Origin of the sequence: Burkholderia sp. MSMB1498, assembly GCF_001526245.1 — a bacterium.
Classification (GTDB): domain Bacteria; phylum Pseudomonadota; class Gammaproteobacteria; order Burkholderiales; family Burkholderiaceae; genus Burkholderia; species Burkholderia savannae.
Genome location: NZ_LOYJ01000066.1, coordinates 336469 through 358207, shown reverse-complemented (window position 1 = coordinate 358207; position 21739 = coordinate 336469). Strand labels below are relative to the sequence as shown.

Below are 21739 nucleotides of genomic sequence, written 5' to 3'. Positions count from 1 at the left end.
AGATGCAAAGGGGACTGCTCGAGGCCTGTCGATGCGCGCCGGCGACGGCAAGGCGCCATGGCGCGCCACGTTTCGCTTGCTCGCCGGCGCGGCCGTCCGATTGTCCGGACTGCCGCGCCGATCCATGACACGTCCCGGCCGACGCGGCATCGATACGCTTTTGACCGTCGAGTCTTCCGCCTCGCGCGGCAGAGCGCCCGCGAAATTACCGCCCCCCGGCGTTTCGGCCGTTACGGTCGACATTTGCGAGGGCATCCGCGGGGCGCGATACGTCTCTATTCGCCATGCCGAACGGTTGGCCGAAGCCGGTATCGCGCTCTCGACGTCATCGTCGCCGCTCATTCGAATACGCTGACGTCGCAAAGCATGCGCCAATTGCGGCCAAGCGTGCGCACTTCCTGTCCCGATACGGTCAGCGTGCCGAACAGATGGATATCGCGGCTGGAACTGCCGATCATCAGATCGAACTCCCCGGGTTCCACGACGCGCTCGCCACGCTCGTCGGTAAAGTTGAGCATGTCGACCGGCAATCGGACCCGTACGATTCTGCGCCCGCCCGCCGGCACGAAAACGCGCTGGAATCCCTTGAGTTCGCGCACCGGGCGCACGACCGATGCAATACGGTCACGGACGTAAATCTGAGCGACGTCTGTTCCATCCCGCTGGCCGACGTTTTCTATCTCGAAGACAAACTCGAATACCCCGCTGGCCACATCGGCGTGGCTGTCGATCAAATCAAGCGCCCCGTAGCGAAACCGCGTATACCCCAAACCGAATCCAAACGGATAGCGCGAGCCGAAATGGTAGGCGACAGGCGTGCCTGCGCTCTTCAGTTTGTGGTTGTACACGTAGGGCACCGCGCCCGCGCTTTTGGGAATCGACAACGGCAGGCGGCCGCTAAAGTCGGCCGCGCCGGAAACCAGCTCGGCGATCGCATCCGCTCCGCCCTCACCCGGCGCAAAGGCGACGATATGTGCGGCCACCACCTCCTCCAGCCCTCCAAGGTTGTAGGGGCGTCCCCCCGTCTGCACGACGACCGTCGGCGTGCCGCTCGCGACGACGGCCTCGAGCAGCGTCTGCTGCACGCCCGGCAGTTCGAGGCTATCGGTATCCGAGCCCTCCCCAACGGTGCCGGACTGGAACAACCCTGCGAGGTCGCCGACAAACACGAACGCGACCGCCGCCGATCGTGCCGCGGCGACAGCGGAATCGATCTGTCGGAGGTCGCGGCTGATTGGAGCCTGCCGATTCTCATCGAGCGCGCGCGCCATATCCACGTCGCCTGGAAACACCGGCGTGCCCGCGCGCCGCTCCTGAATAATCTCGCACCCCTTCGCGTAGACGACGCGATCGGCGGCGAATCGTTCCCTGAAAGCCTGCAGCGGGGTTTTCACGGGCGATCGCGCATCCTTGCCGGTCGTGATCAGATGGACCGGGAAGCTATAGCCGGCGAGCAGCGCGAGAGGATCGTCGGCAGTCGGCCCAATGACCGCCACACGATGCTCCTGCGCTGCACGAACCGGCAAAGTGCCGTCGTTCTTCAGCAGGACGATGGATTCGAGCGCGGCTTGCCGCGCGAGCGCCGTGGCGTCGCCGCCGCTCACGTTCACGCCGTCGGGGTCCGCATAAGGGCGCTCAAAAAGCCCCAGCCGGAATTTTTCGGTCAACACTCGCGACACCGCGGCATCGATCGCCTCCAACTCGATATCGCCGCGTTCGATCGCGGTTTTCAAGTGCAACGCGCACTCGTGGCCGGGAAGTTCGACATCGAGCCCGGCATTGAACGCCAATGCCGCGGCTTTCGCCTCGTCTTGCGCGACGCCGTGATGGGTGAGGAGCAGATTGACCCCGGCATAATCGGCAACAACCAGTCCGTCGAATCCCCATCGACGGCGCAGCGTGCCTTCGATCAATGCCTGATCCGCATGACAGGGAATGCCGTCGATATCGTGATAAGCGGGCATGACGGACCCCGCGTCGGCCAGCTTGACCGCCATCTCGAACGGGAGCATGAAGATATCGTTGAATTCCCTCGGTCCGATGCGCACGGGGGCGTGATTGCGCCCGCCCTCGCTCGCCGAATGCCCGGCAAAGTGCTTGAGCGTGGCGAGCAGATCCCGTCGCTCGCCCTGCAGTCCCTTGACGTAATGACAAGCCAGCACGCCCACCAGATAGGGATCTTCGCCGAACGTCTCCTCCGTGCGTCCCCATCGCGGATCACGCGACACATCCAGCACCGGCGCGAGCCCCTGGTGGCAACCGATCGAACGCGCTTGCAGGCCGATTTCTCTGCCGACCGCCTCGATCAGCCCCGGGTTCCAGGTGGCGGCGTAGTTCAGCGGCGAGGGAAACAAGGTGGCGCCGTCGATCATGAGGCCGACCAGGCATTCCTCGTGAGACATTACCGGGATACCCAATCGGGTATCCTCGACCATCCGGCGTTGCAGTTCGTTGAGCGCCCGGACACCTTCGCGGGCGTCGACCGCATGGGTCCCGAGCGGCCGGGTGATCTGCCCGAGGCCGTGTGCGAGCAGCGTATCGACCGTAATGCCGGTCTGGCGCTGAGCAAAATCCGCGATTCGCCAGGTATGTTTCCCGTCGGATGACAGTTCCAGCCAACCGGCATGCAACTGGGCAATCTTTTCGTCCAGATGCATTCTTGCAAGCAGGTCGGCGACGCGCTCCCGGATTGGCGCATTCGGATTGCGATAAAGGGCGGAGTCTGTTGCGTGATCGATCGACATAAGAACTTTCAGGAGAATATTCAGGATCTGACGTGACGCGTCGCCCGCGCTCGCTCCGATTCAATTGCAGCAAGCAAGGCGAACCGCATTAAAGATCGCCAGGATTGATGTAGGCCGTTTTAATGGTGGTGTAGAACTCGCGCGCATAGGCGCCCTGCTCGCGCGGACCGTAGCTCGAGCCCTTGCGGCCGCCGAACGGCACGTGATAGTCGACTCCGGCGGTGGGCGTGTTGACCATCACCATCCCTGCCTGAGCGTGCCGCCGGAAGTGTGTCGAGTATGTCAGCGAGGTCGTGCAGATTCCCGCTGACAAACCGAATTCCGTATCGTTCGCGATCGCCAGGGCGTCTTGATAGTCGGCGGCCCTGATGATCGTCGCGACAGGGCCGAACACCTCTTCGCGATTGATCCGCATTGAATTGGTCGTGCCGGTGACGAGCGCGGGCGCCAGAAAATGCCCGTCCGTCAGGCAGGTCACGCGTTCTCCGCCGTGAATTTCCGCGCCCTCGCCGCGGGCGACATCGAGATACGCTTCGACCTGCCGTAGTTGAACGGCGTCCACGACCGGCCCGATCTGTGTGCCCGGCTGCCTCGCGTCCCCTACTTTCAACGCACGGACCCGTTCAGTCAGCCCTGCCACGAAGCGATCGTGAATGCCCGCGGTCACGATCAGGCGGCTCGATGCCGTGCAGCGCTGGCCGGCAGAAAAAAAAGCGCCGTTCAGGCTGGCCTCGATTGCGATATCGAGATCCGCATCGTCCAGAACGACCATGGGATTCTTTCCCCCCATCTCCAACTGGATGCGTTTTCCCGAGTCGAAACACGCTCTTCCGATATCGCGGCCGGTGGCGACCGAACCTGTGAAACTCACTGCGGCAACCAGCGGCGACTTCACGAGCGCCGCACCGACCACCGAGCCGGGCCCCATGACCAGGTTGACGACGCCGGGCGGCGCGCCCGCTTTCTCGATCATCCCGATCAGTTCCCACGCACTCGCGGGCGCCTGCGCCGCCGGCTTGAGGACAACGCAATTTCCGTAGGCGAGCGCCGGCGCAATCTTCCAGGCGGGTATCGCAATCGGAAAATTCCATGGCGTAATCAGGCCGATCACGCCCAGCGGCTCGCGCGTCACTTCAACCGTCAATCCGGCTCGAACGGAAGGCAAGACGTCGCCGTTGAGCCGGAGTGCCTCGCCCGCAAAGAACTTGAACACCTGAGCGGCGCGCGTCACTTCTCCGATCGCCTCGGCAAGCGTTTTCCCTTCTTCCCTGGCGAGCAGGTCGCCCAACTCGTCCTTGCGTTCGAGAATGGCGTTCCCTGTTCTATCCAGCACATCGAAGCGCTGCTGCGGCGTCGATACGCTCCAGCGATCGAACGCGCGACATGCGGCGTCGATCGCCCACTGCGTCTCTTCCTCGTCGGCCTGAGCCACGTGACCGACGACGTCCGCCGTGTCCGACGGATTGATGTTCGGCAAGAAGTGGCGGCCCGGAATCCACTTGCCGTTGATGAAATGAGTGAACTGTCTCATTGTTTCGTCCTCGAGGTTGCCGCGACAATCGGCTTCGGCGATTTGCTCGCCGCACCGACGTATCCTCTTCGCGCGAGATTGCCGTAGAGCGCGCGCACGCCGAACGTCCACGGCGAAATTTCGGTAGACAGCCGAACGGTATTGATCAGCGAGCCGATGGACGGCGTCGAAATCGTGACGACGTCGCCGGCGTGATGCGTAAACCCTTCGTCGCGAATATCGCGATCCTGGATCGGTGAGAACATCGTTCCCAGAAACAGCATGAAGCCGTCCGGATACTGATGATGGCGACCGTACGTTTGTGCGACGAGGTCCAGCGGATCGCGGCTGATCTCGCGCATGTGGCTCTTCCCTTCGAGGACGAAACCGTCGTCGGCGCCCTCGATGCGAAGACAAACGCTTGCTGCTCTCACGCTGTCGAGCGTGAACTTCTCGTCGAACAGGCGCACGAACGGACCGATCGCACACGATCCGTTGTTGTCCTTCGCCTTGCCGAGCAGCAATGCGGATCGCCCCTCGATGTCGCGCAAATTGACGTCGTTCCCCAGCGTCGCGCCAACGGCCCTTCCCGCACTATTGACTGCAAGGACGATTTCCGGCTCAGGATTGTTCCAGCTCGACATCGGATGAAGTCCGACATCGGCGCCGAACCCGACCGAAGCCATCGGCTGCGATTTTGTGAAGACCTCGGCGTCCGGGCCGATGCCGACCTCCATGTACTGAGACCACGCGCCGTTTTGCAGCAACGCTTCTTTCAGCTTCGCAGCGGCCTCGGACCCCGGCTTGATCTCCGACAGATCGGCCCCGATAAGCGTCGTGATCGCCCGTCGCATCTCATGAGAATTTTTTGCGTCTCCTCGCGCACTCTCTTCGATCACGCGCTCCAGCAGGCTAACCGCGAATGTCACGCCGCACGCTTTAATGGCTTGCACGTCGCACGGAGCCAGGAGCCTCGCCGGCGAAACCGCGCCCGGATCAAGAGCGTCCTTCAGAATGTCGTCGATCGAGCCCAGGAACTCGCCCTCGCCGTAACGGACGATCTCCAGAATATCGGGACGCTCGAAGAGATCCGACGTCGTAGGTCCGAACCGGGTGATATCGACAACACATCCGTCTCTGACCGTTACGACCGCCGGACCGTCAACGGGTGCGCTTCGCCACACGCGTCCGACGAGCAAGGCATCGCACAAATCGACCGGCAAATTTGTCTCGTTCATATCTGATCTCACCGAACTCTCTCAAAAGTTCATCGTGCATTCGACGATGAAGCGCCCATCGCGTCGCACCAAAGCCGTTTCCGCACATCCGGAGGAACGACGTCCTACCGGCATCGCGCTCGCCAAACGATATTTAGAACGTGTGCTGAATACCGGCATAAACACCGGTTTGCGCCTGCCCCGGTAACGGGCTCGTCGAACTGCCCGGCAGATTCGCTTCCAAGCCGAACGTTCCCGTCTTGCTGTTTCTGACCGTGGCCATCTGAAAATCAAGCAATGTCCGCTTCGACAGGTTGTATGTGCCGCCCAGCGTGTACATCGTTGCGTTACCGTTGCCGTGATTCGCATTCACGTGGTAGATCGCCGCGATCAACGACGCCTGCGCGTCAACCTGGCATGACACGCCACCCCATATCTGGTTGGTCACCGACGGAGCGCCCGGCGCGACCTGGCCGGCGTGCGACGACAGCCACACCGCCTGCAGCTTGAACGGAGCCAGAAACACGTTGGCGCCCACGAAATACTCTTTGGAATACTGAAAGACATCGTCGAGCGCGCCGTTCGCGGGATTTCTCACCTCGTCATATGTGCCCCGGATCTGGAAGAGCGGCGCGGTATAGGTGATCTGAAAACCGCCTTGCCGCCCCTGAGCCGTCGTGCCGTTTCCATTCCAGTTCGTCGCGTTCGATAGTGCGTACTGGGCCGCGAAATCAAACCCATGAAACGCGGGCGACTGATACGAGATGTTGTTGCTCGAAATCGGCCAGCTCCTTCCGCGCACCAACGAAGCCGACGACCACGATGACATGATGAACGGGTCGAAGTCCCACGTTCCATATGAAATGAATAACTGGCGGCCTACCTGCAATCTCCCGTAACGCGGGTTATCTAAACCGATCGCTGCCCACCGCGTCCATATCGAGTTCGGAGCGCTGAATTGTCCATTCATGGCGTTGAAGCTGTTTTCGAGTTTGAAGACAATGTCGGTGTTCGCGCCAATATCTTCCTTGCCGGTCAATCCCCACAGGCTGGTCCCCCAGTCTCCACTCTCGGCACGGAAGCGCGAACTTTGACCGCCGTGCGGATTCGTGACCGCGTTCATGTATTCGATTCCCGTATCAATGCGACCGTACAACGTGAGGCCGCTTTCGGCATACGCCGGTGCTGCACCCACGGCAAAACCGGCTATCAAACACGCCTTCCTCATCATGCTCCAAACCCTCCATCTACCTTATTCGGGCCTTTTATGGATGCAACACCATTTGCCAGGCGCCCGATTCATTACGCAAACACATCATTTAGTTATACAAAATATATTGGCGTGATGCCTTCATGAAGTCGCACTTCCCGCTGCTCGGTTCTTCCGGGCAGGAATCGGACCGGTGACTTCGCTGGCTCAGCGGTTGCTGGCGCATCGCCCGATAGGGCGATCAGGCGCCGCCGGCAAGACAGCGGAGGAGTTCAGTCAACTCATGGCGATGTTCAGTGATTGTGCCGAGCAGGCGTGTGAGCAACGCCGCGATACTTGACGGCCAACTCCATGCATGCGCCGTGCTCCAATTGGCCGACAGTCGAGCGATAGATCTCCTGCCACGGCGTCTGATTCGGCCTCACCGGCGGCGCGCCTTCCTCCGTGCGGCGACGCTGGCGCTCGGATTCGGACACCAGCATGTCGCACGTTCCGGCATTCAGGTCGATGCGAACGACATCGCCGGTTCGCAGCAGCGAGAGTCCTCCACCCGCCGCGCTTTCCGGCGATGCATTGAGGATCGAAGGACTATCGGATGTGCCGGACTGACGCCCGTCGCCGAGCGTCGGCAAACTGGTCACGCCGTGCCGGATGAGCGCGTCGGGAGGCTGCATATTCACGACCTCCGCCGAACCGGGCCAGCCCACCGGCCCGGCGCCGCGAATCACGAGAATGGTTCGCTCGTCGATGCCCAGTGCCGGGTCGTTGATTCGAGCGTGATAGTCGTCCGAATCTTCGAATACCACGGCGCGGCACTCGAACACGTTCTCGCTTCCCGGCGTCGCCAAATAGCGTTGCCTGAACTCGTCGGAAATGACGCTCGTCTTCATGATGGCGAAATCGAACAGGTTGCCTCGGAGCACCAGGAAACCCGCGCGCTCCATCAGCGGAGCGGTGAACCGCGCGATCGCCTCCCGGTCGACGCTCTCCCGTCCTGTGAGGTTCTCGCGCATGGTGCGTCCTGTGACAGTAGGACGATCCACTCTCAGCCGGCCGGCTTGCATCATCTCCCACATCACGGCCGGAACGCCGCCCGCGCGATGGAAGCGCTCCCCCAAATATTTGCCCGCGGGCTGCACGTTCGCGAGGAGCGGCACATCGTAACCGTAGGCCTTCCAGTCGTCCGGCGACAATGTGACGCCCGCATGGCGCGCCATCGCCATGATGTGGGGTTGGGCATTCGTCGATCCGCCGATCGCGGCGTTCACTGCGATCGCGTCCAGAAAGGCGTCGCGAGTCAGAATCGTCGATGGCCGTTGATCGTCGTACGCCAATGCGACGATACGACGTCCGGTTTCGTATGCGACCTGTGCGCGCTCGCGATAAGGCGCCGGGATGGTCGCGCTGCCGGTCAGCGACAACCCGAGCGCTTCAGCCAGAGAATTCATCGTGAGCGCGGTCCCCATCGTGTTGCAATGCCCCGCGGACGGTGCGGAAGCCGTGGCGATCCGTAGAAATTCCTCACGATCGATCTCACCTGCGGCCAATCGCCTGCGGCCCTTCCAGATGCTCGCCCCCGAGCCGGCCGGTTCGCCGCCATACCAGCCGTCGAGCATCGGGCCGCCGGACAGCACGATGGCGGGGATGTCCACGGTGCTGGCCGCCATGATCTGCGACGGCGTGGTCTTGTCGCAACCGGTGGTCAGCACAACGGCGTCAATGGGGTATCCATGCAAAATCTCCACCAATCCGAGGTAGGCCAAATTTCGATCGAGCGCAGCCGTCGGGCGGCGGCAGTTTTCGAATACCGGATGGACGGGAAACTCGAGCGGTATCCCGCCGGCATCTCGAATGCCGTCGCGAACCCGCCTGGCAAGTTCAAGGTGAATGCGGTTGCAGGGACTGATGTCACTGCCCGACTGCGCGATGCCGATGATCGGTTTGCCCGAGCGCAATTCAGCCGGCGTCATGCCGTAATTCATGAATCGCTCGAGATACAACGCCGTCATGTCGATGCGATCCGCGTTGGCAAACCAGTCCTGCGAACGGAAGCTTCCCCGGGCGCGGCTCTTCTCACTCATTGCAGAATCCCTCCGTGCAAAATGCCTGCGGCTGGCCAGGCACGTCCGCTCGAAACTCGAAGAGCCCGCCCGCATGCGGCTGCCGTTGTAAAGCGGTGTTCGACAATCCTTTCCGGGCGGTCGTCACATACACCGTTCGTAAATCGTCTCCGCCGAAAACCAGCTTGGTGACGTTGTCGCAAGGGAAATGTATCTGGTCGGTCAGCGCGCCATCCGGCGAAAATCGTTCGATTCGGGCCCCGCCGAAGAGGGCGACCCATACGAATCCGTTCGCGTCCACTGCCATGCCGTCCGGATATCCGCCTCCCGATATGGAGACGAATCGGCGCTTGCGCGCGAGCATTCCCTCCTCATCGACGTCAAACGCATAGATGACGCGATTCAGCGTATCGGCGTGATACATCACGCGGCCGTCGGGGCTGACGGCTGGGCCGTTGGTGATGACGTAGCCTGTATCGCAGGCAATTGGCCTGCCATTGGGCTGGACGCGGTACAACGTGCCTCGCGCCTGTCGCTCGCTGTCATCCATTGAACCAAACCACAGCCGCCCCCGCCGATCGACATAACCGTCGTTCAGCCGGTTCCCCGGGATGTTCGATTCGACGTCGATGATCTTGAGGAATGCCCCGGTGATCGTGTCGAATCGATAGATGCCGTCCTCGAGGCCCGACGCCAGCCCGCCGTCGGCCAGCGGAGCGAGAAACCCCGGTTGCGCGGGCGCCGCCCACGAACTCGCCTGCCGGCTGTCGACATTCAGGCGATGCACCCGCTGGCTCTTGATATCGACGAAGTAAACCGAGCGCTCGGCGTCGCTCCAGATCGGACCTTCGCCGAGCTCCGCGGCGACATCCCAAATGCAGATCGGTGCGGTTGTCTTCATGCGCCGTACCAACCCGCATCCACGAAATATGCCCGCCCCGAGCAACGGGCGGAATCGCTGGAGGCGAGGAACAATGCCATGTTGGCCACGTGCTCCGGCTCTATCCGCAGCGGCAGACATTGCCCTTCGATGATCTTCGCTTCGCTTTCCGGAGATTGCCAGAGCTTCATCTGTCGAGGGGTACGCACCGCTCCCGGCACAATGCAGTTGACCCGGATGCCATATGGTCCGAGATCGCGGGCAAGCCCGCGAGTCAGGCCTTCGATGCCGGCCTTGGCGGTCATGTAGATGGACAGGTCTTTCAACGCGAGATGCCACGAGATCGATCCGAGATTGACGATCGATCCGCCGCCGGCTTCACGCATGCCATTCGTCACGGCCTGCGAGCAAAAAAAATGATGCTTGAGGTTGACGGCGAGCCGTTGGTCCCAGTCGCTGCTTGTAACGGATTCGACGGTGTTCCGATTATCGTTTGCCGCATTATTGATCAACACGTCGACGGGACCGGCGCCCGCTACGACCCGTTCGAACGCGCGCCCGATGGCGCCGACGTCCCGCAGATCGCACGAGACGAACGTCGGCGGGCATTCGGCCCGGCGGTGCGTAGCCTCGAGTGCGCTGGACTCCTCTTGTGCGATGTCCAGAAAGAACACTCGCGCGCGTTGCCTCACGAACGCCTCCACCATCGCGGCGCCGATGCCGCTTCCCCCTCCGGTGACGACGACGGCCTTCCCCGCAAGGCTGGGATAGATTGTGTGGGACATGATCGTTTCAGTTGTATCGATGGGTTGGCGAGTGGCGGAAATGGGCGAGATCATGCCGATCGCAGCGGGTAATCGCGCGCGCGGCCGACGTCGAGGCGCCGCAATGCGAGGCCCTCGTCATCAAAGACATGACAGAAATGGGGAGAAGCCGTCAATGTGATCGGTTGCCCGCCCGCCAGATCGACGTCGCCGCTGAGCTTCGCGATCACATTAGCGTCGCCGTTCTGGCCAATACTTGCGTGCAGATACGTGCATTCGCCGAAGCGCTCGACCCGACGCGTCCTTGCGCGGATGATTTGACTGCGGGTGTCGCCGTCCGTAATGACGAGATGCTCGGGACGCATGCCCAAGGTCACCTCCATTCCGACGTGCGCGTTGGCTTCGCTCACGGATGCACGCAATACTTCGCCGCCGAGCAGGCAAACCGTCACGCCGCCCGCATCGACAGCGGCAATCCGGCCTCGCACGATATTCATCCTCGGCGAGCCGATGAACTCCGCGACGAACCGGCTTCCCGGCCGATGGTACAAATCCAGCGGCGAGCCGATCTGCGCAATGCTGCCGTGGCGCTCCACGTCCGCACCCGCACGCAACAGCACGATCTTGTCCGCCAGCGCCATAGCCTCGGTCTGATCGTGCGTGACGTAGACGGCGCTCGCCTGGTTAAAAGCTTTATGAAGGCGTGCGATCTCGATGCGCGTCTGGACGCGCAGCGCGGCGTCGAGGTTCGACAACGGCTCGTCGAAGAGAAACACTCCCGGCTCCCGAACGATGGCCCGCCCGATGGCGACACGCTGCCGCTGCCCGCCGGACAGTGCCGCCGGCTTGCGCTCCAGCAGCTTATCGAGTTGCAGCGACGCTGCGGCCTCGCGGACCTTCCTGTCGATCGCGGCCGAATTCAGCTTGGCTTGCCGCAGGCCAAAGGCCATGTTCTCGTAGACGCTCATATGCGGATAGAGCGCATAGTTTTGAAAAACCATGGCAACGCGCCGCTGGGACGGATGCACTGCGTTGACCAACTTCCCGTCGATCCGCATCTCGCCGCCGGTGATCGTTTCGAGGCCCGCGATCATCCGCAGCAGAGTCGATTTTCCGCATCCGGACGGCCCGAGAAACACGCAGAATTCGTTCGTGCCAACCTCGAGGTTGATGTCGCGAATGACGGGGGGATTGTTGCCGTACGCTTTATGAATGCTTGCGAGACTGATGCTTGCCATGATCCACTCAACTTGAAGTCAGGATGCGATCCCGCACCCGGGACGGGGGCGGTCGTTCGGGTCATGCCTGCTGTCGTTGCTACCCTTTCACGGAGCCCGCCATCATCCCTTTGATGATCCGCTCCTGTCCGAAGGCATACGCCGCGATCAACGGAAGAGATGTGAGCGTGACGACGGAAAGCATTGCCGGGACATTCGACGAATACTGCCCCTGAAAATCCCACACGGCGAGCGGGAGCGTTCGATGGTCCGGCGTCGATGTCAGCACATAGGCAAAGATGAATTCATTCCACAACGCAACGGCGTTGTAGATTGCAACCGTGGCTAGGCCTGGTGTCGACAGCGGGAAATAGATTCGCCAGAAGATCGTGAACCGCCCGCAGCCGTCGAGCTGCGCGGCCTCCTCCAGCTCATGCGGTATCTGCTTCATGAACTCGGTCAAAATGAATATGGAGATGGGCAGGCTGAGCGCCACGTAGGGTCCCACCAGCGCCAGCGACGTGTCGTACAGGCCGATGTTCCTGATCAGCAGGTAGATGGGCACCAGGGTGGCGTGAAGTGGTACGATCATCGCCGCGACGACAACGCCGAAGAGCGGCCGGTTGAAGCGAAACTTGATCCTGGCGAATACGTACGCGGCCATCGAACTGAGCAGGGCGACGAAGATCACGGACACGCCGACCACGAAGACACTATTGCGAAGGTAGATCAGGAAAGCGCCGTGAAGCACCTCCGTGTAGTTCGATAAGTCGAACCGCGCGGGCAGCGCCCACACCGACGTCGAATAGGTTTCCTCTTGCGACTTGAGACTCGTGAGCATCACGAATATGAACGGCGAGGTGGTGACGGCCAACCATATGAGCGCGAGCAGGAAAATCATCGAACGGCCCTTGCGTGAGTGATTGAGCACGATTAGACCTCGTGTGAATAGCGTCGCGTCGTGCGCAATGCGATCGCGGCAACCAGCGCCACGATCACGAACATCGCGGAAGCGATCGTGCTGCCGTAACCGAGCTGGAATGAACTGAATACCGTCCGGTACATATAGGTTGCCATCAGCTCGGATGAGCTTTCCGGCCCGCCGCCCGTCATGACGAATATCAGGTCGAAGTAACGCAAGGAGCCCAGCACGGACAGGAGCATCGCGGTCCGGATCGTGCCTTGCAGATGCGGCAATTTGATACGCCAGAAGATTGTCGACTCGGAAGCGCCGTCCAGCCGCGCAGCCTCGCTCAGCTCAGGCGAAAAGGAAGACAGGCCGGCGAGAAACAGGATCATGTAGAACGGAACGTTCTGCCAACAAATCACGGCGATCGTGGAGGCCAACGAAAAGCGCGTGTCCCCCAGCCAGTCCTGAGCGAGCGAGTCCCATCCCAATCCGTGGAACGCCGCGTTCAACGGGCCGAAGTTCGGGTCATAGACGTTCTTGAACAGCACGCCGATTGCGACGCTGGACATCAGCAGCGGCAGGAAATACAGGATCTTGAGAATTCTCGACCCCTTCCCCGCCATATCCAGCAGGACCGCGAGCGCAAGCGCGATCGGCAATTGAATGAGCACGGAAAACAATGCGAGCAGCAGATTGTTGTACAGCGCCTTCCAGAAGACCGAATCATGTGCGAGTCGCATCCAATTGGCCAATGCCACGTAATGCGTGTCGCTGCCGAGCCCATTCCAGTCGAACAACGAAAGTTCGAAACTGGAGACGAGCGGATAAAGCAGGAACACTGCCAGCAACATCATTGATGGCGCGAGCAGACACACCGTGGCCAACCACTGCGATGATGTCCGGGGCCGCCTCATCGGCTCGACGGCAAATGTCGCATCCAAAGCTGTCTCCTGTTTCTCGTTCGTTCGACTGCCTGCCTATCGGCCGGCTTCCGCCTTGGCGGCATCTTCCATTTGGGCCGCGGCGGCCTCGGGCGTCACGGACAATCCAAATAGCGCCTGTGAAATGTCCTTATGCCGTTCCCCAAGGCTCGGCGACAATTCCTGGTCGTACCAGAGCTGGACGTTGGGCGCCTGCGCGATCAGCGTCTGCATTCGTTTCAGGAAGGGATCGGAGAGCGCGAGATTCTTGACAGGAGGAATACGCGCGTCGGCCAGTTTGGCCTGCACCGAGGCATCGTCCGTCATCGTTCTGATTAGCCCGAAGGCGCCATCTCGCTCAGGGCATTGCGCCGAGATGCTCAGGAAGCTGTCGCCGACGGTCCCGACTACGTCACGAGGGTCCCCCTTGCCACCCGGCATGCTCGGAAACGGGAAGAAATCGAGTTTCCTGTAGAACGCCGGATTCTCTTTCTGAATCGTGGATGCCTCCCAGCCGCCCATCAGTTCCATTGCAGCCCGGCCGGAATACAACAGCCGCCGCGACACGCCGGTGTCGTAGTCGAGTCCGTTATAACCCTGCGCGAACGCACCGGCCTTGACGAGTTGCTGCAGGTACTTGCCGGCCTCGATGAACACCGGGGCGGCGAAGCTGCCGCCCGCGGCTCTTTGCGCCGCGCGACGGAAAACATCGGGGCCACCCAGGCGGTCGACCAGATACATGTAGTACATCGATCCGGTCCACTTGCTCTTGTTTGCCAACGCAAACGGTGCGATTCCGTGCGAAGTGAATACCTTCACGACCTTCATCAATTCGTCCCACGTCGTTGGCGGCGCGAGGTTGTATTGCCGGAACAGATCCTTGTTGTAGAAAATCACCGCGACCGCAGTGTTCTCGGAAGGGATGCCATAAATCTTGCCGTTGAATGTGACGGCTTGCCACGATGTAGGCAAGAACCTGTCGCGAAAGGCCGGGTCCTTCTGCAAAAAAGGCGTGAGGTCGACGACCTGCCCCGCCTTTACATACTCCCGCAGCGGACCGCCTCCCCAGGTATCGAACACGCAGGGCGGCTGCTCCGCGCCGAATGCCACCTTCAGCTTTGCCTTGTATGCGTCGTTGAGAATGTGCGAATCCTCGACTTTGTAACCGGGAGTCTGCTTTTCGAAACGATCCGCGGCCGCGCGAGCATTCTTCGGCGCATTACCTTCGGTCTGGTGATCCCACGCGACGATGACCTTGTTCGCCTGCGCGTGGGCGCCTTCCGCGTAGAGCATCGAACCGGCGAACAGCAGCGCGGCGGTACCCAGGATTTGTGCAGACTTCAGACGTTTGACTACGGGCATGCATGTCTCCGCATCGTTTCATCTAATCACATGGAACGTTATCGATAACGTTAATTGATGTTAGGGTTGCGCCATCCGGACCGCTATTCGGGTATACCCATTACTTGTGCGATGCAAGCCAGCGAAGGGTTTGACGAGTCCACGCAAAACCGCGACGCTTCGCGCGAGCACCCATCGTTACGACGTGGTCAGTGCGCTCCCCCTCTTATTTTGCAAAGGAGCGCAGGCCTTCCGGCCGATTCAAGCGGGAGCGCATCGTCGCACGCGGGCACGGCTCGGAGCAGCTTCGCGCGTTGTCACCGGCCCTGATAGAATGCGGCCGGTAAGCGTGACGTTATCGATACCGTGCAAACGGAGCCTCGGATTCGCAGCAGCGCATGCATCCGCACGCGCAGGACATGCCGAGCGGCAGCCGAGGAGCACCAACCGCTCTTTGCGAAGCCCATGCAATGACTAAGCAAATTCCTACTCTCGCCCATGTTGCAAGAATCGCCGGCGTGTCGCAGATGACTGCCTCGAGGGCGCTCAACGATCGCCCCGGCGTATCTCAGGAGACGCGCGAGGAAGTGCTGAGGATTGCTGCGGACATTGGATATGTCATGAATCGCAGCGCGCAGAAACTCTCCGGCGGGCGTAACGGCATCATTGGGATCGTGACGCCGATGCTCGACAATCAATTCGTCGGAGAACTGATTGTCGGCGTCGGCAGAGCCGCGCGAGCCGGCGGCTACGAAATCCTCGTGTACACCGTGTTCGACGAAGACCGACATTCGCACCACGGCGTCCTCGGGCTGATGAAGCAATTCACCGACGGCGTGATCGCCATCCTGCCGAGGGAATCAGTCTACTTCGACGCGCTGGCCGCGGCGCGCGTGCCCGTCGTCGTGATTGACCAGCGCGGCACGCTAGCCGGGTTTCCCTCCGTTTCCGTCGACAACTATGGCGGTGCGCTACGGGCCGTCGAACATCTGGTCGAACTCGGGCACAAGCGCATTGCCTTCGTGTCGGGCGACGAATCGATCGAAGGCGTGCGCGACCGACGACGAGGCTATCTGGATGCGATTGCGCGATTCAATATGCCAAACGACCCGGCACTTCTCGTTCAGGGCGGTCTCTCGCAGATGAAGGCATTCGACGTTGCGTCGCAATTGCTCGCTTTGCCCGACCCTCCGACCGCGATATTCGCGGCGAACGACTTGAGCGCCTTTGGTGTGATCGCTGCAGTCCGAGAGGCGGGCAAGCGAGTTCCCGGCGACATTTCGGTCATCGGATTCGACGACATACCGATGGCGTCGCAGGTGCATCCGTCGCTGACGACGATACGACAACCCTTTCCGCAAATGGCGCGCGCCGCCGTCAATACGCTAGTGGCACAAATCGACAGCCCGGAATCGGTGGCGCCACGCATCGTATTGCCCGCCGAACTGGTGATCAGGCAGTCCACCGGGCCTGCGTCCAACCGCGTTGAGTCGCCACAGGTCCGCTAGACGCTTGCGAGTGCGTCGGAACGCCGCCGCGATCCGCAGCGCAGCGGGGCGTGGGCCAATGTTTTCTTGCCGTCGATCCACTTGTGTCGCGCGGCGAGGGCTTTGATCTTGTCGTTCGTGGTTTCCGATGACGAGCGGTCTTGCCGACGCGGTTGCCGTGGTGCCCGTTTGCGCGGCGCTTCTCGCATCGCGAGCGCCATGGCCGAGGATTGTCGTCGCGTTCGCTGCGTTCGGCGCGGGCACGTCGCAGTCCGCGCCGCCGATGATCGCGACCGTCCCGCGGCGACGCGACGCGCTCCGGCTAGAACCGATGCCGCAATCCCAGCGCGACGACGACCTGATTGCCGTTCGCGGACGGCGTCAGCGTCCAGACCGACGCATTGAATGCCGGATTGCCGTTGCCGCCGCTCACGCGCTGATAGACGCCCTCGATGTACGCGTCCGTGCGCTTCGAGAATGCGTAATCGGCTTGCGCCACCACCTGATTCCACTTCGGACGGGTTTCGCCCGAGTGCGTATCGAAGCGACCCATCGTATAGGTGTACGCGGCCGCGACACTGAAGCGGCTCGTGACCAAGTAGCGTCCGTCGATCGTGAAATTGTCGAACACCAGCGAATCGCCGCTGAGCCTGGCGATGCCGCCGCCTTGAAGAACGCCCGCCACGTCGTCGGTCGCCGAATGGGACCACGCCGCGCCGATCGAGTGCAAACCGAATGCATATCGCCCGGCGACGGCCCAGATCTGCTGGCTGCCGCCCGTGATCGTCGCCGAGCCGTCCGTCGTGCTCACCGCGCCGTTTGCATTGGCCGCGTTCGGGTCCCGGTTGATTTTCAGATATCCCGCGCCGAGCTTCAACGGGCCGTTCGCATAGGAGAGCCCCGCGCTCCATGCCGCGTTGTTGCCGAACCGGCCGGCCGTGTTCGAGAAGCCGTACATCATGCCGAAGGTCAATCCGCGATACGTCGGGCTCGTGTACTTGATCGAGTGGTTGATGCGGATGTTGCGGTTCGAGTCGTCGTTGTCGTACGGATGAACCGCGAGATTGCCGCCCCAGCCGGGGCCGGAAGCGCCGAGCGGCGTCGCGAAATCCAGGACGAGATCGTACTGGCGGCCGAGCGTGAGCGCCCCGCCCGCTTTCGATTTCACGCCGATCCAAGCCTGGCGGCCGAACATGTCGACGCCTTTTTGCGACAACGCGCCGTACGCCGACGAGAACCCGTTCTCGAGCGCGAACACGGCTGACAGTCCGCCGCCGAGGTCTTCGGCGCCGCGCAGCCCCCAGCGAGACGCATTCAGCGCGCCGCTCGTCACGGCCCAATTGCCGCTTCCCCGCGAACCCGCGGCATTGGTGCGCTGATTGCTCGCGTAGGTAATCGACGTATCGATCAAGCCGTACAGCGTCACGCTGCTCTGTGCCTGGGCCGAACCCGTGCCGAAACCGGCGAAACAAGCCGCGACGACGGTGGCGGCAATGCCGCACGGCCGGCGACCGCAGGAAAGCGGCTCATGCATACCGGTTGAAGTCGCCTCGCGTGCGGTTTTATATAGTTGGTCATGCATATTATTTGTTATGTTGTTCGACGCGATTGGCGATGCGCGCCCTTGCGCCGATCGACGGACGGAGCGCAATTATCGAAGACGGCGCGCCCGCCGATTAACGGGCGGAACAGGAAAGGTCCTCTGCAAAATCAGGCGCAATCGGATCGCGCCGCTTGTTCGGCGGATCGGGATTCTCGCGGGATTCGTCCGGTTTCGGCCGGGATCTCCGTGCCGTCTCGCCGCGCTGACGCCGTACGCCTTCGTCGCGCCGGCTGCGCGCATGCGGCACGCACAAGGGGGCGCGGTCGAGCGCGTGCCGTCATGCCGCTCGCATTCCGATCGCCATGGCAGCGCACCATCATGCTCGATCGCACTTGCTTCGCGTGGCGGCACCGCCCTGCTTCGCGCGGATTCTTCTGGCGCCCGCGCCGAAGTCGCATCGCTCCACGCACATCGAGTCACCTGCTTGCCCGGTCGCCTTGCAGTCGAGCGGACCCGGGCGTTCCTCCGCGCCCGCAACCCGCAGGCATCGTCGCGCCGCAGGCGGACGAACGGCCTGCCTGCGGCGCGCGCATGCACCGAATCACCCATTACCGCCGCATCGAACGCGGCATCGAAGCGACCGGTCTCGATGCCGGTTGCCCGTTACCGGGACGCCGCCGCGCTCGCGGCGTGCGGCGTACCGCTCGTCACGTTCACGCCGGGCAGCGCGACGCTGTCGATTCAGGTGCTTGCGGGCGACGGGCGGGCTCGCGGCGCGCGCGGGCGAAGCGGTCTTCAGTCTTCATTCCGCGGAATTGCAGGCTCGTCGCGCCGCTCGTCCGGTCGACCGCGATGCCGGCGCTCGGCTTCGCGCCCGCCCCGGCGACATTCTCGGCCGGACGAACGAGCGCAAGGTGACGCGTCATGTCGACGAGCGCCGAGTCGCGCGCGGTGACGCTCGCCCGCACGAGCCGGCCGGGCGCGACGGGCGGTGCCGGCAGCGTCGGCGCGATCGCCGCGCGCCGAAGCCGGCCCGGCGGCGACATCCGCTCAGGAGACGAGCCCGATGTCGGCCGCCGTGATCAGCCGCTCGATGTCGAGCAGAATCAGCATTCGGTCGCCGTCTTCGCCCGCGATCGACCCGAGGTCCGTGATGAACCCGGTATTGATCGCCGCGCCGAACTCGGGCGCCGGCCGCCGGTCGGCCGCCGCGAGCTGGAGCACGTCGCTCACGGCGTCGACGACGACGCCCACCGTGCGCGCCGCGACGTTCAGCACGATGACCACCGTCGACGTGTTGTACTCGGCCGATTCGAGCGCGAACTTCAGGCGCAGGTCGATGATCGGCACGATCACGCCGCGCAGGTTGATCACGCCCTTGATGAACGCCGGCGCGTTCGCGATGCGCGTCGGCTCCTCGTACGACCGGATTTCCTGCACGCGCAGGATGTCGATCCCGTATTCCTCGGCGCCGAGCCGAAACGTGACGAACTCCTGCGCGTCGCGCGCCGCGTCCTGCCCGCCGGCGCGCGCCGCTTGCGGCGCTTCCAGAATTGCATTCATTGCGTTGTCCTCCAGGCGCATCGGATGCGCGTCGCGGTCAGAACGTCTGCCAGTCGTCGGTTGCGGTCGCGGCGGCGAGAGCCGGCGCGGGCTTGCTGAACGTCGGCGCGGCGTGGGCCGCACGCGGCGCCGCCTCGCTGCGCTTCGCCTTCGCCTTCGGCTTGGCGGGCGTTTGCGCCGTGTGCTGCGCGTGGTGCGCATGTTGCGTGTGCTGCGCCGCGCCGTCCATGTTCGCTCGGAAGAACGCGACAGCCTGCGTCAGCTGGCGCCCCTGCTCTTCGAGCGACTTCGACGCGGCCGCCGCCTCTTCGACGAGCGCGGCGTTCTGCTGCGTGACTTCGTCCATCTGCGCGATCGCCTGATTGACCTGCTCGATGCCGCGGCTCTGCTCGCCGGACGCCGCCGCGATCTCGCCCATGATGTCGGTCACGCGCCCAACCGCCTGCGTGACTTCGGTCATCGTCTTGCCCGCTTCGCCCGCGAGCGTCGAGCCGTCGTGGATCTTCTGCACCGATGCGCTGATCAGGTCCTTGATTTCCTTCGCCGCGCTCGACGAGCGCTGCGCGAGGCTGCGCACTTCGCTTGCGACCACCGCGAAGCCGCGCCCCTGCTCGCCCGCGCGCGCCGCCTCGACGGCCGCGTTCAGCGCGAGGATGTTGGTCTGGAACGCGATGCCCTCGATGATCCCGGTGATTTCCGCGACCTTCTCGGAACTCTGGCTGATGTCGGTCATCGTGTCGACGACCTGCCCGACCACCGCACTGCCCTTTTGCGCGATTTCCGACGCATTCGCCGCGAGCGAGCTCGCCTGCTGCGCGTTTTCAGCGTTCTGCCGGACGGTCGACGTCAGCTCTTCCATGCTCGACGCCGTTTCCTGCAGCGACGAAGCCTGGTGCTCGGTGCGCGACGACAGATCCTGGTTGCCCGTCGCGATCTGGCTCGATCCGGTCGCGATGCCGTCCGCCGCGGTCCTCACCTGCCCGATCAGCCGCACGAGGCTCGCCTGCATGTCGCCCATCGACGCGAGCACGCTGCCCGACGGCGCCGAATGCGCGCCCGCTACCGGGCTCAGATCGCCGTTCGCGACGCGCCGCGTGACGTCGCCGAGCGCCGCGGGCTCGGCGCCGAGCGAGCGCATCAGCCCGCGCGCGATGAGGATCGCCGCGATCACCGCCGCGCCGAGCGCGGCCGCGCAGAGGCCGATCAGCAGCAGGCGCTGGTTCGCATAGTGCTCGGACGATTCGCGCACCATTTCCTGCGCGCGGCCGCGCGTGTAGTCGCTGTACGCGTTCGTCGCCTTGACGAGCTGAGCGAGCAGCGGCCGGCACTGATCGTTCATCATCGTGATCGCTTCGTCATGCCGATTGTTCAGCGCGGCGTTGACGATCGCGAGCGCGACCGGCCCGTATTGCGCCTCGATGCGGTCGATGTCGGTGACGAGGCTGCGCGCCTTGTCGGTCGAATCCGACGCGTTCGCGATCAGCTCCTTCAGCCGGCGCAGGTTCGCCTGCACGTCATCCTCGGCTTGCATCACGGCGGCTTTTTCGAGCTCGACGTCGGCCGGCTTCGTCACGAGCACGAGATTGCGAGCGGCGATCGCGCGCCGGTCCACCGCCGTGCGCACCTGCTCGACTGCTTCCGCGCGCGCGCTGATGCCGCTCACATAGTTCGCGAAGCGATCATTCGCGTCGCCGAGCGCGTGCAGCGCGAGCGCGGACACGAGCAGCACGAGCCCGACCAGCATGCCGAACGCAATCGTCAGTTTCGCGCTCACGGTCAATTTCTGAAAATTCATGTATCACCTCGATTCATCCAACATCGGAACATGCGTCGCGCCGTGCGATGCATTGCCGTCTTCTAACGGCTGCGCCGACGAATGCTTGAGGCATTTTTCGGTATGCAAATCGTTTGCGTAAGGGTTTACGGGCCGAGGCAATCGTTTCGACGGCCGAAGTGTCAGCGATTCGTCAACTAATCGCGAAGCTTTGTCGGGCAGCGCATCGCGGGCGGTCAGGCCGGCATCGATCGATGATTCGCATCACCGATCGATTTCCGGCGGAAGAAGCGTCGCAGTGCGAAGCGCATCGGTCACTTTGGGCGGAATGGAGGGCGATCGCGTCTTGGCCGTGAATGGCAACGATGCGCCGCGGATCAGCCGCGCGGGCCGATCCGCGCACGGAGGCGAGATTCGACCGAAAAGCCACGCGCGCGCTCACTGCCGAGCGCGGTGCCGCGATGGCCGATCAATGTGAAGGACTGCGGAATCCGGAACCCGTTTCAAACGAACGCGCGGCCGGGCGGCTTCCCGAATTTGGGCGATGCGGCGGCGTGCCGCAAAGGCAAGCGCCGCATCCACGGGCGGCGCCTTCGCGC

Annotated in this window: 15 protein-coding genes; 1 reads left to right on the top strand and 14 read right to left on the bottom strand. The window is 62.9% G+C overall.

The window, feature by feature from the left end; genetic code table 11:
• Positions 1-338: 338 nt before the first annotated feature.
• The 11 genes from WS91_RS13725 to WS91_RS13675 all read right to left on the bottom strand — a co-directional run bounded on the left by WS91_RS13725 (position 339) and on the right by WS91_RS13675 (position 14794).
• Positions 339-2744 (bottom strand): glycoside hydrolase family 3 N-terminal domain-containing protein, encoded by a 2406-nt coding sequence (locus WS91_RS13725; RefSeq protein ID WP_059670418.1) that lies wholly within the window; start codon positions 2742-2744, stop codon positions 339-341.
• A gap of 88 nt (positions 2745-2832) precedes the next feature.
• On the bottom strand, positions 2833-4275 hold the full coding sequence (locus WS91_RS13720) for an aldehyde dehydrogenase family protein (RefSeq protein ID WP_038742956.1): 1443 nt from the start codon (positions 4273-4275) through the stop codon (positions 2833-2835).
• Positions 4272-5477 carry a fumarylacetoacetate hydrolase family protein gene (locus tag WS91_RS13715; protein WP_394335873.1) on the bottom strand — a complete coding sequence of 402 codons (1206 nt, stop codon included), beginning with the start codon at positions 5475-5477 and terminating at the stop codon, positions 4272-4274. Before WS91_RS13715 ends, WS91_RS13720 begins: the two co-directional genes overlap by 4 nt.
• 148 nt (positions 5478-5625) lie before the next feature.
• Entirely contained in the window at positions 5626-6699 is a 1074-nt protein-coding gene (locus tag WS91_RS13710; RefSeq protein ID WP_059670430.1) for a porin, read from the bottom strand.
• Between the two features lie 275 nt (positions 6700-6974).
• Positions 6975-8762, bottom strand: coding sequence for an IlvD/Edd family dehydratase (locus WS91_RS13705; protein WP_059647717.1), 1788 nt, complete (start codon positions 8760-8762; stop codon positions 6975-6977).
• Entirely contained in the window at positions 8755-9642 is an 888-nt protein-coding gene (locus WS91_RS13700) for an SMP-30/gluconolactonase/LRE family protein (RefSeq protein ID WP_038742959.1), read from the bottom strand. Before WS91_RS13700 ends, WS91_RS13705 begins: the two co-directional genes overlap by 8 nt.
• Positions 9639-10406, bottom strand: coding sequence for an SDR family NAD(P)-dependent oxidoreductase (locus tag WS91_RS13695; RefSeq protein ID WP_038742961.1), 768 nt, complete (start codon positions 10404-10406; stop codon positions 9639-9641). Before WS91_RS13695 ends, WS91_RS13700 begins: the two co-directional genes overlap by 4 nt.
• Before the next feature lie 50 nt (positions 10407-10456).
• Positions 10457-11623 carry an ABC transporter ATP-binding protein gene (locus WS91_RS13690; RefSeq protein WP_059670417.1) on the bottom strand — a complete coding sequence of 389 codons (1167 nt, stop codon included), beginning with the start codon at positions 11621-11623 and terminating at the stop codon, positions 10457-10459.
• Positions 11624-11702: 79 nt separating this feature from the next.
• On the bottom strand, positions 11703-12533 hold the full coding sequence (locus tag WS91_RS13685) for a carbohydrate ABC transporter permease (protein WP_226383118.1): 831 nt from the start codon (positions 12531-12533) through the stop codon (positions 11703-11705).
• Positions 12534-12535: 2 nt separating this feature from the next.
• Positions 12536-13453 carry a carbohydrate ABC transporter permease gene (locus WS91_RS13680; protein WP_226383119.1) on the bottom strand — a complete coding sequence of 306 codons (918 nt, stop codon included), beginning with the start codon at positions 13451-13453 and terminating at the stop codon, positions 12536-12538.
• A gap of 36 nt (positions 13454-13489) precedes the next feature.
• Complete coding sequence (locus WS91_RS13675) at positions 13490-14794, bottom strand: extracellular solute-binding protein (protein WP_059670416.1); 1305 nt, start codon at positions 14792-14794, stop codon at positions 13490-13492.
• 449 nt (positions 14795-15243) lie between these two features.
• On the opposite strand from WS91_RS13675, the gene WS91_RS13670 reads away from it, so the two are divergent.
• Positions 15244-16281 carry a LacI family DNA-binding transcriptional regulator gene (locus WS91_RS13670; RefSeq protein WP_038742969.1) on the top strand — a complete coding sequence of 346 codons (1038 nt, stop codon included), beginning with the start codon at positions 15244-15246 and terminating at the stop codon, positions 16279-16281.
• Positions 16282-16582: 301 nt separating this feature from the next.
• Here the strand turns inward: WS91_RS13670 and WS91_RS13665 are convergent, their stop codons facing one another.
• From WS91_RS13665 to WS91_RS13650, 3 genes are all read right to left on the bottom strand, one after another.
• Complete coding sequence (locus WS91_RS13665; RefSeq protein WP_059670415.1) at positions 16583-17794, bottom strand: porin; 1212 nt, start codon at positions 17792-17794, stop codon at positions 16583-16585.
• 1059 nt (positions 17795-18853) lie between these two features.
• Entirely contained in the window at positions 18854-19366 is a 513-nt protein-coding gene (locus tag WS91_RS13655) for a chemotaxis protein CheW (protein ID WP_038743311.1), read from the bottom strand.
• Between the two features lie 37 nt (positions 19367-19403).
• Positions 19404-21161 (bottom strand): methyl-accepting chemotaxis protein, encoded by a 1758-nt coding sequence (locus WS91_RS13650; protein ID WP_059670414.1) that lies wholly within the window; start codon positions 21159-21161, stop codon positions 19404-19406.
• Positions 21162-21739 lie beyond the last annotated feature (578 nt).

Coding starts and splice junctions, on each gene's coding strand:
- WS91_RS13675 (WP_059670416.1), bottom strand. CDS start 14,794: ATGCCCGTAGTCAAACGTCTGAAGTCTGCACAAATCCTGGGTACCGCC.
- WS91_RS13700 (WP_038742959.1), bottom strand. CDS start 9,642: ATGAAGACAACCGCACCGATCTGCATTTGGGATGTCGCCGCGGAGCTC.
- WS91_RS13710 (WP_059670430.1), bottom strand. CDS start 6,699: ATGAGGAAGGCGTGTTTGATAGCCGGTTTTGCCGTGGGTGCAGCACCG.
- WS91_RS13725 (WP_059670418.1), bottom strand. CDS start 2,744: ATGTCGATCGATCACGCAACAGACTCCGCCCTTTATCGCAATCCGAAT.
- WS91_RS13655 (WP_038743311.1), bottom strand. CDS start 19,366: ATGAATGCAATTCTGGAAGCGCCGCAAGCGGCGCGCGCCGGCGGGCAG.
- WS91_RS13670 (WP_038742969.1), top strand. CDS start 15,244: ATGACTAAGCAAATTCCTACTCTCGCCCATGTTGCAAGAATCGCCGGC.
- WS91_RS13705 (WP_059647717.1), bottom strand. CDS start 8,762: ATGAGTGAGAAGAGCCGCGCCCGGGGAAGCTTCCGTTCGCAGGACTGG.
- WS91_RS13720 (WP_038742956.1), bottom strand. CDS start 4,275: ATGAGACAGTTCACTCATTTCATCAACGGCAAGTGGATTCCGGGCCGC.
- WS91_RS13650 (WP_059670414.1), bottom strand. CDS start 21,161: ATGAATTTTCAGAAATTGACCGTGAGCGCGAAACTGACGATTGCGTTC.
- WS91_RS13665 (WP_059670415.1), bottom strand. CDS start 17,794: ATGCATGAGCCGCTTTCCTGCGGTCGCCGGCCGTGCGGCATTGCCGCC.
- WS91_RS13690 (WP_059670417.1), bottom strand. CDS start 11,623: ATGGCAAGCATCAGTCTCGCAAGCATTCATAAAGCGTACGGCAACAAT.
- WS91_RS13695 (WP_038742961.1), bottom strand. CDS start 10,406: ATGTCCCACACAATCTATCCCAGCCTTGCGGGGAAGGCCGTCGTCGTC.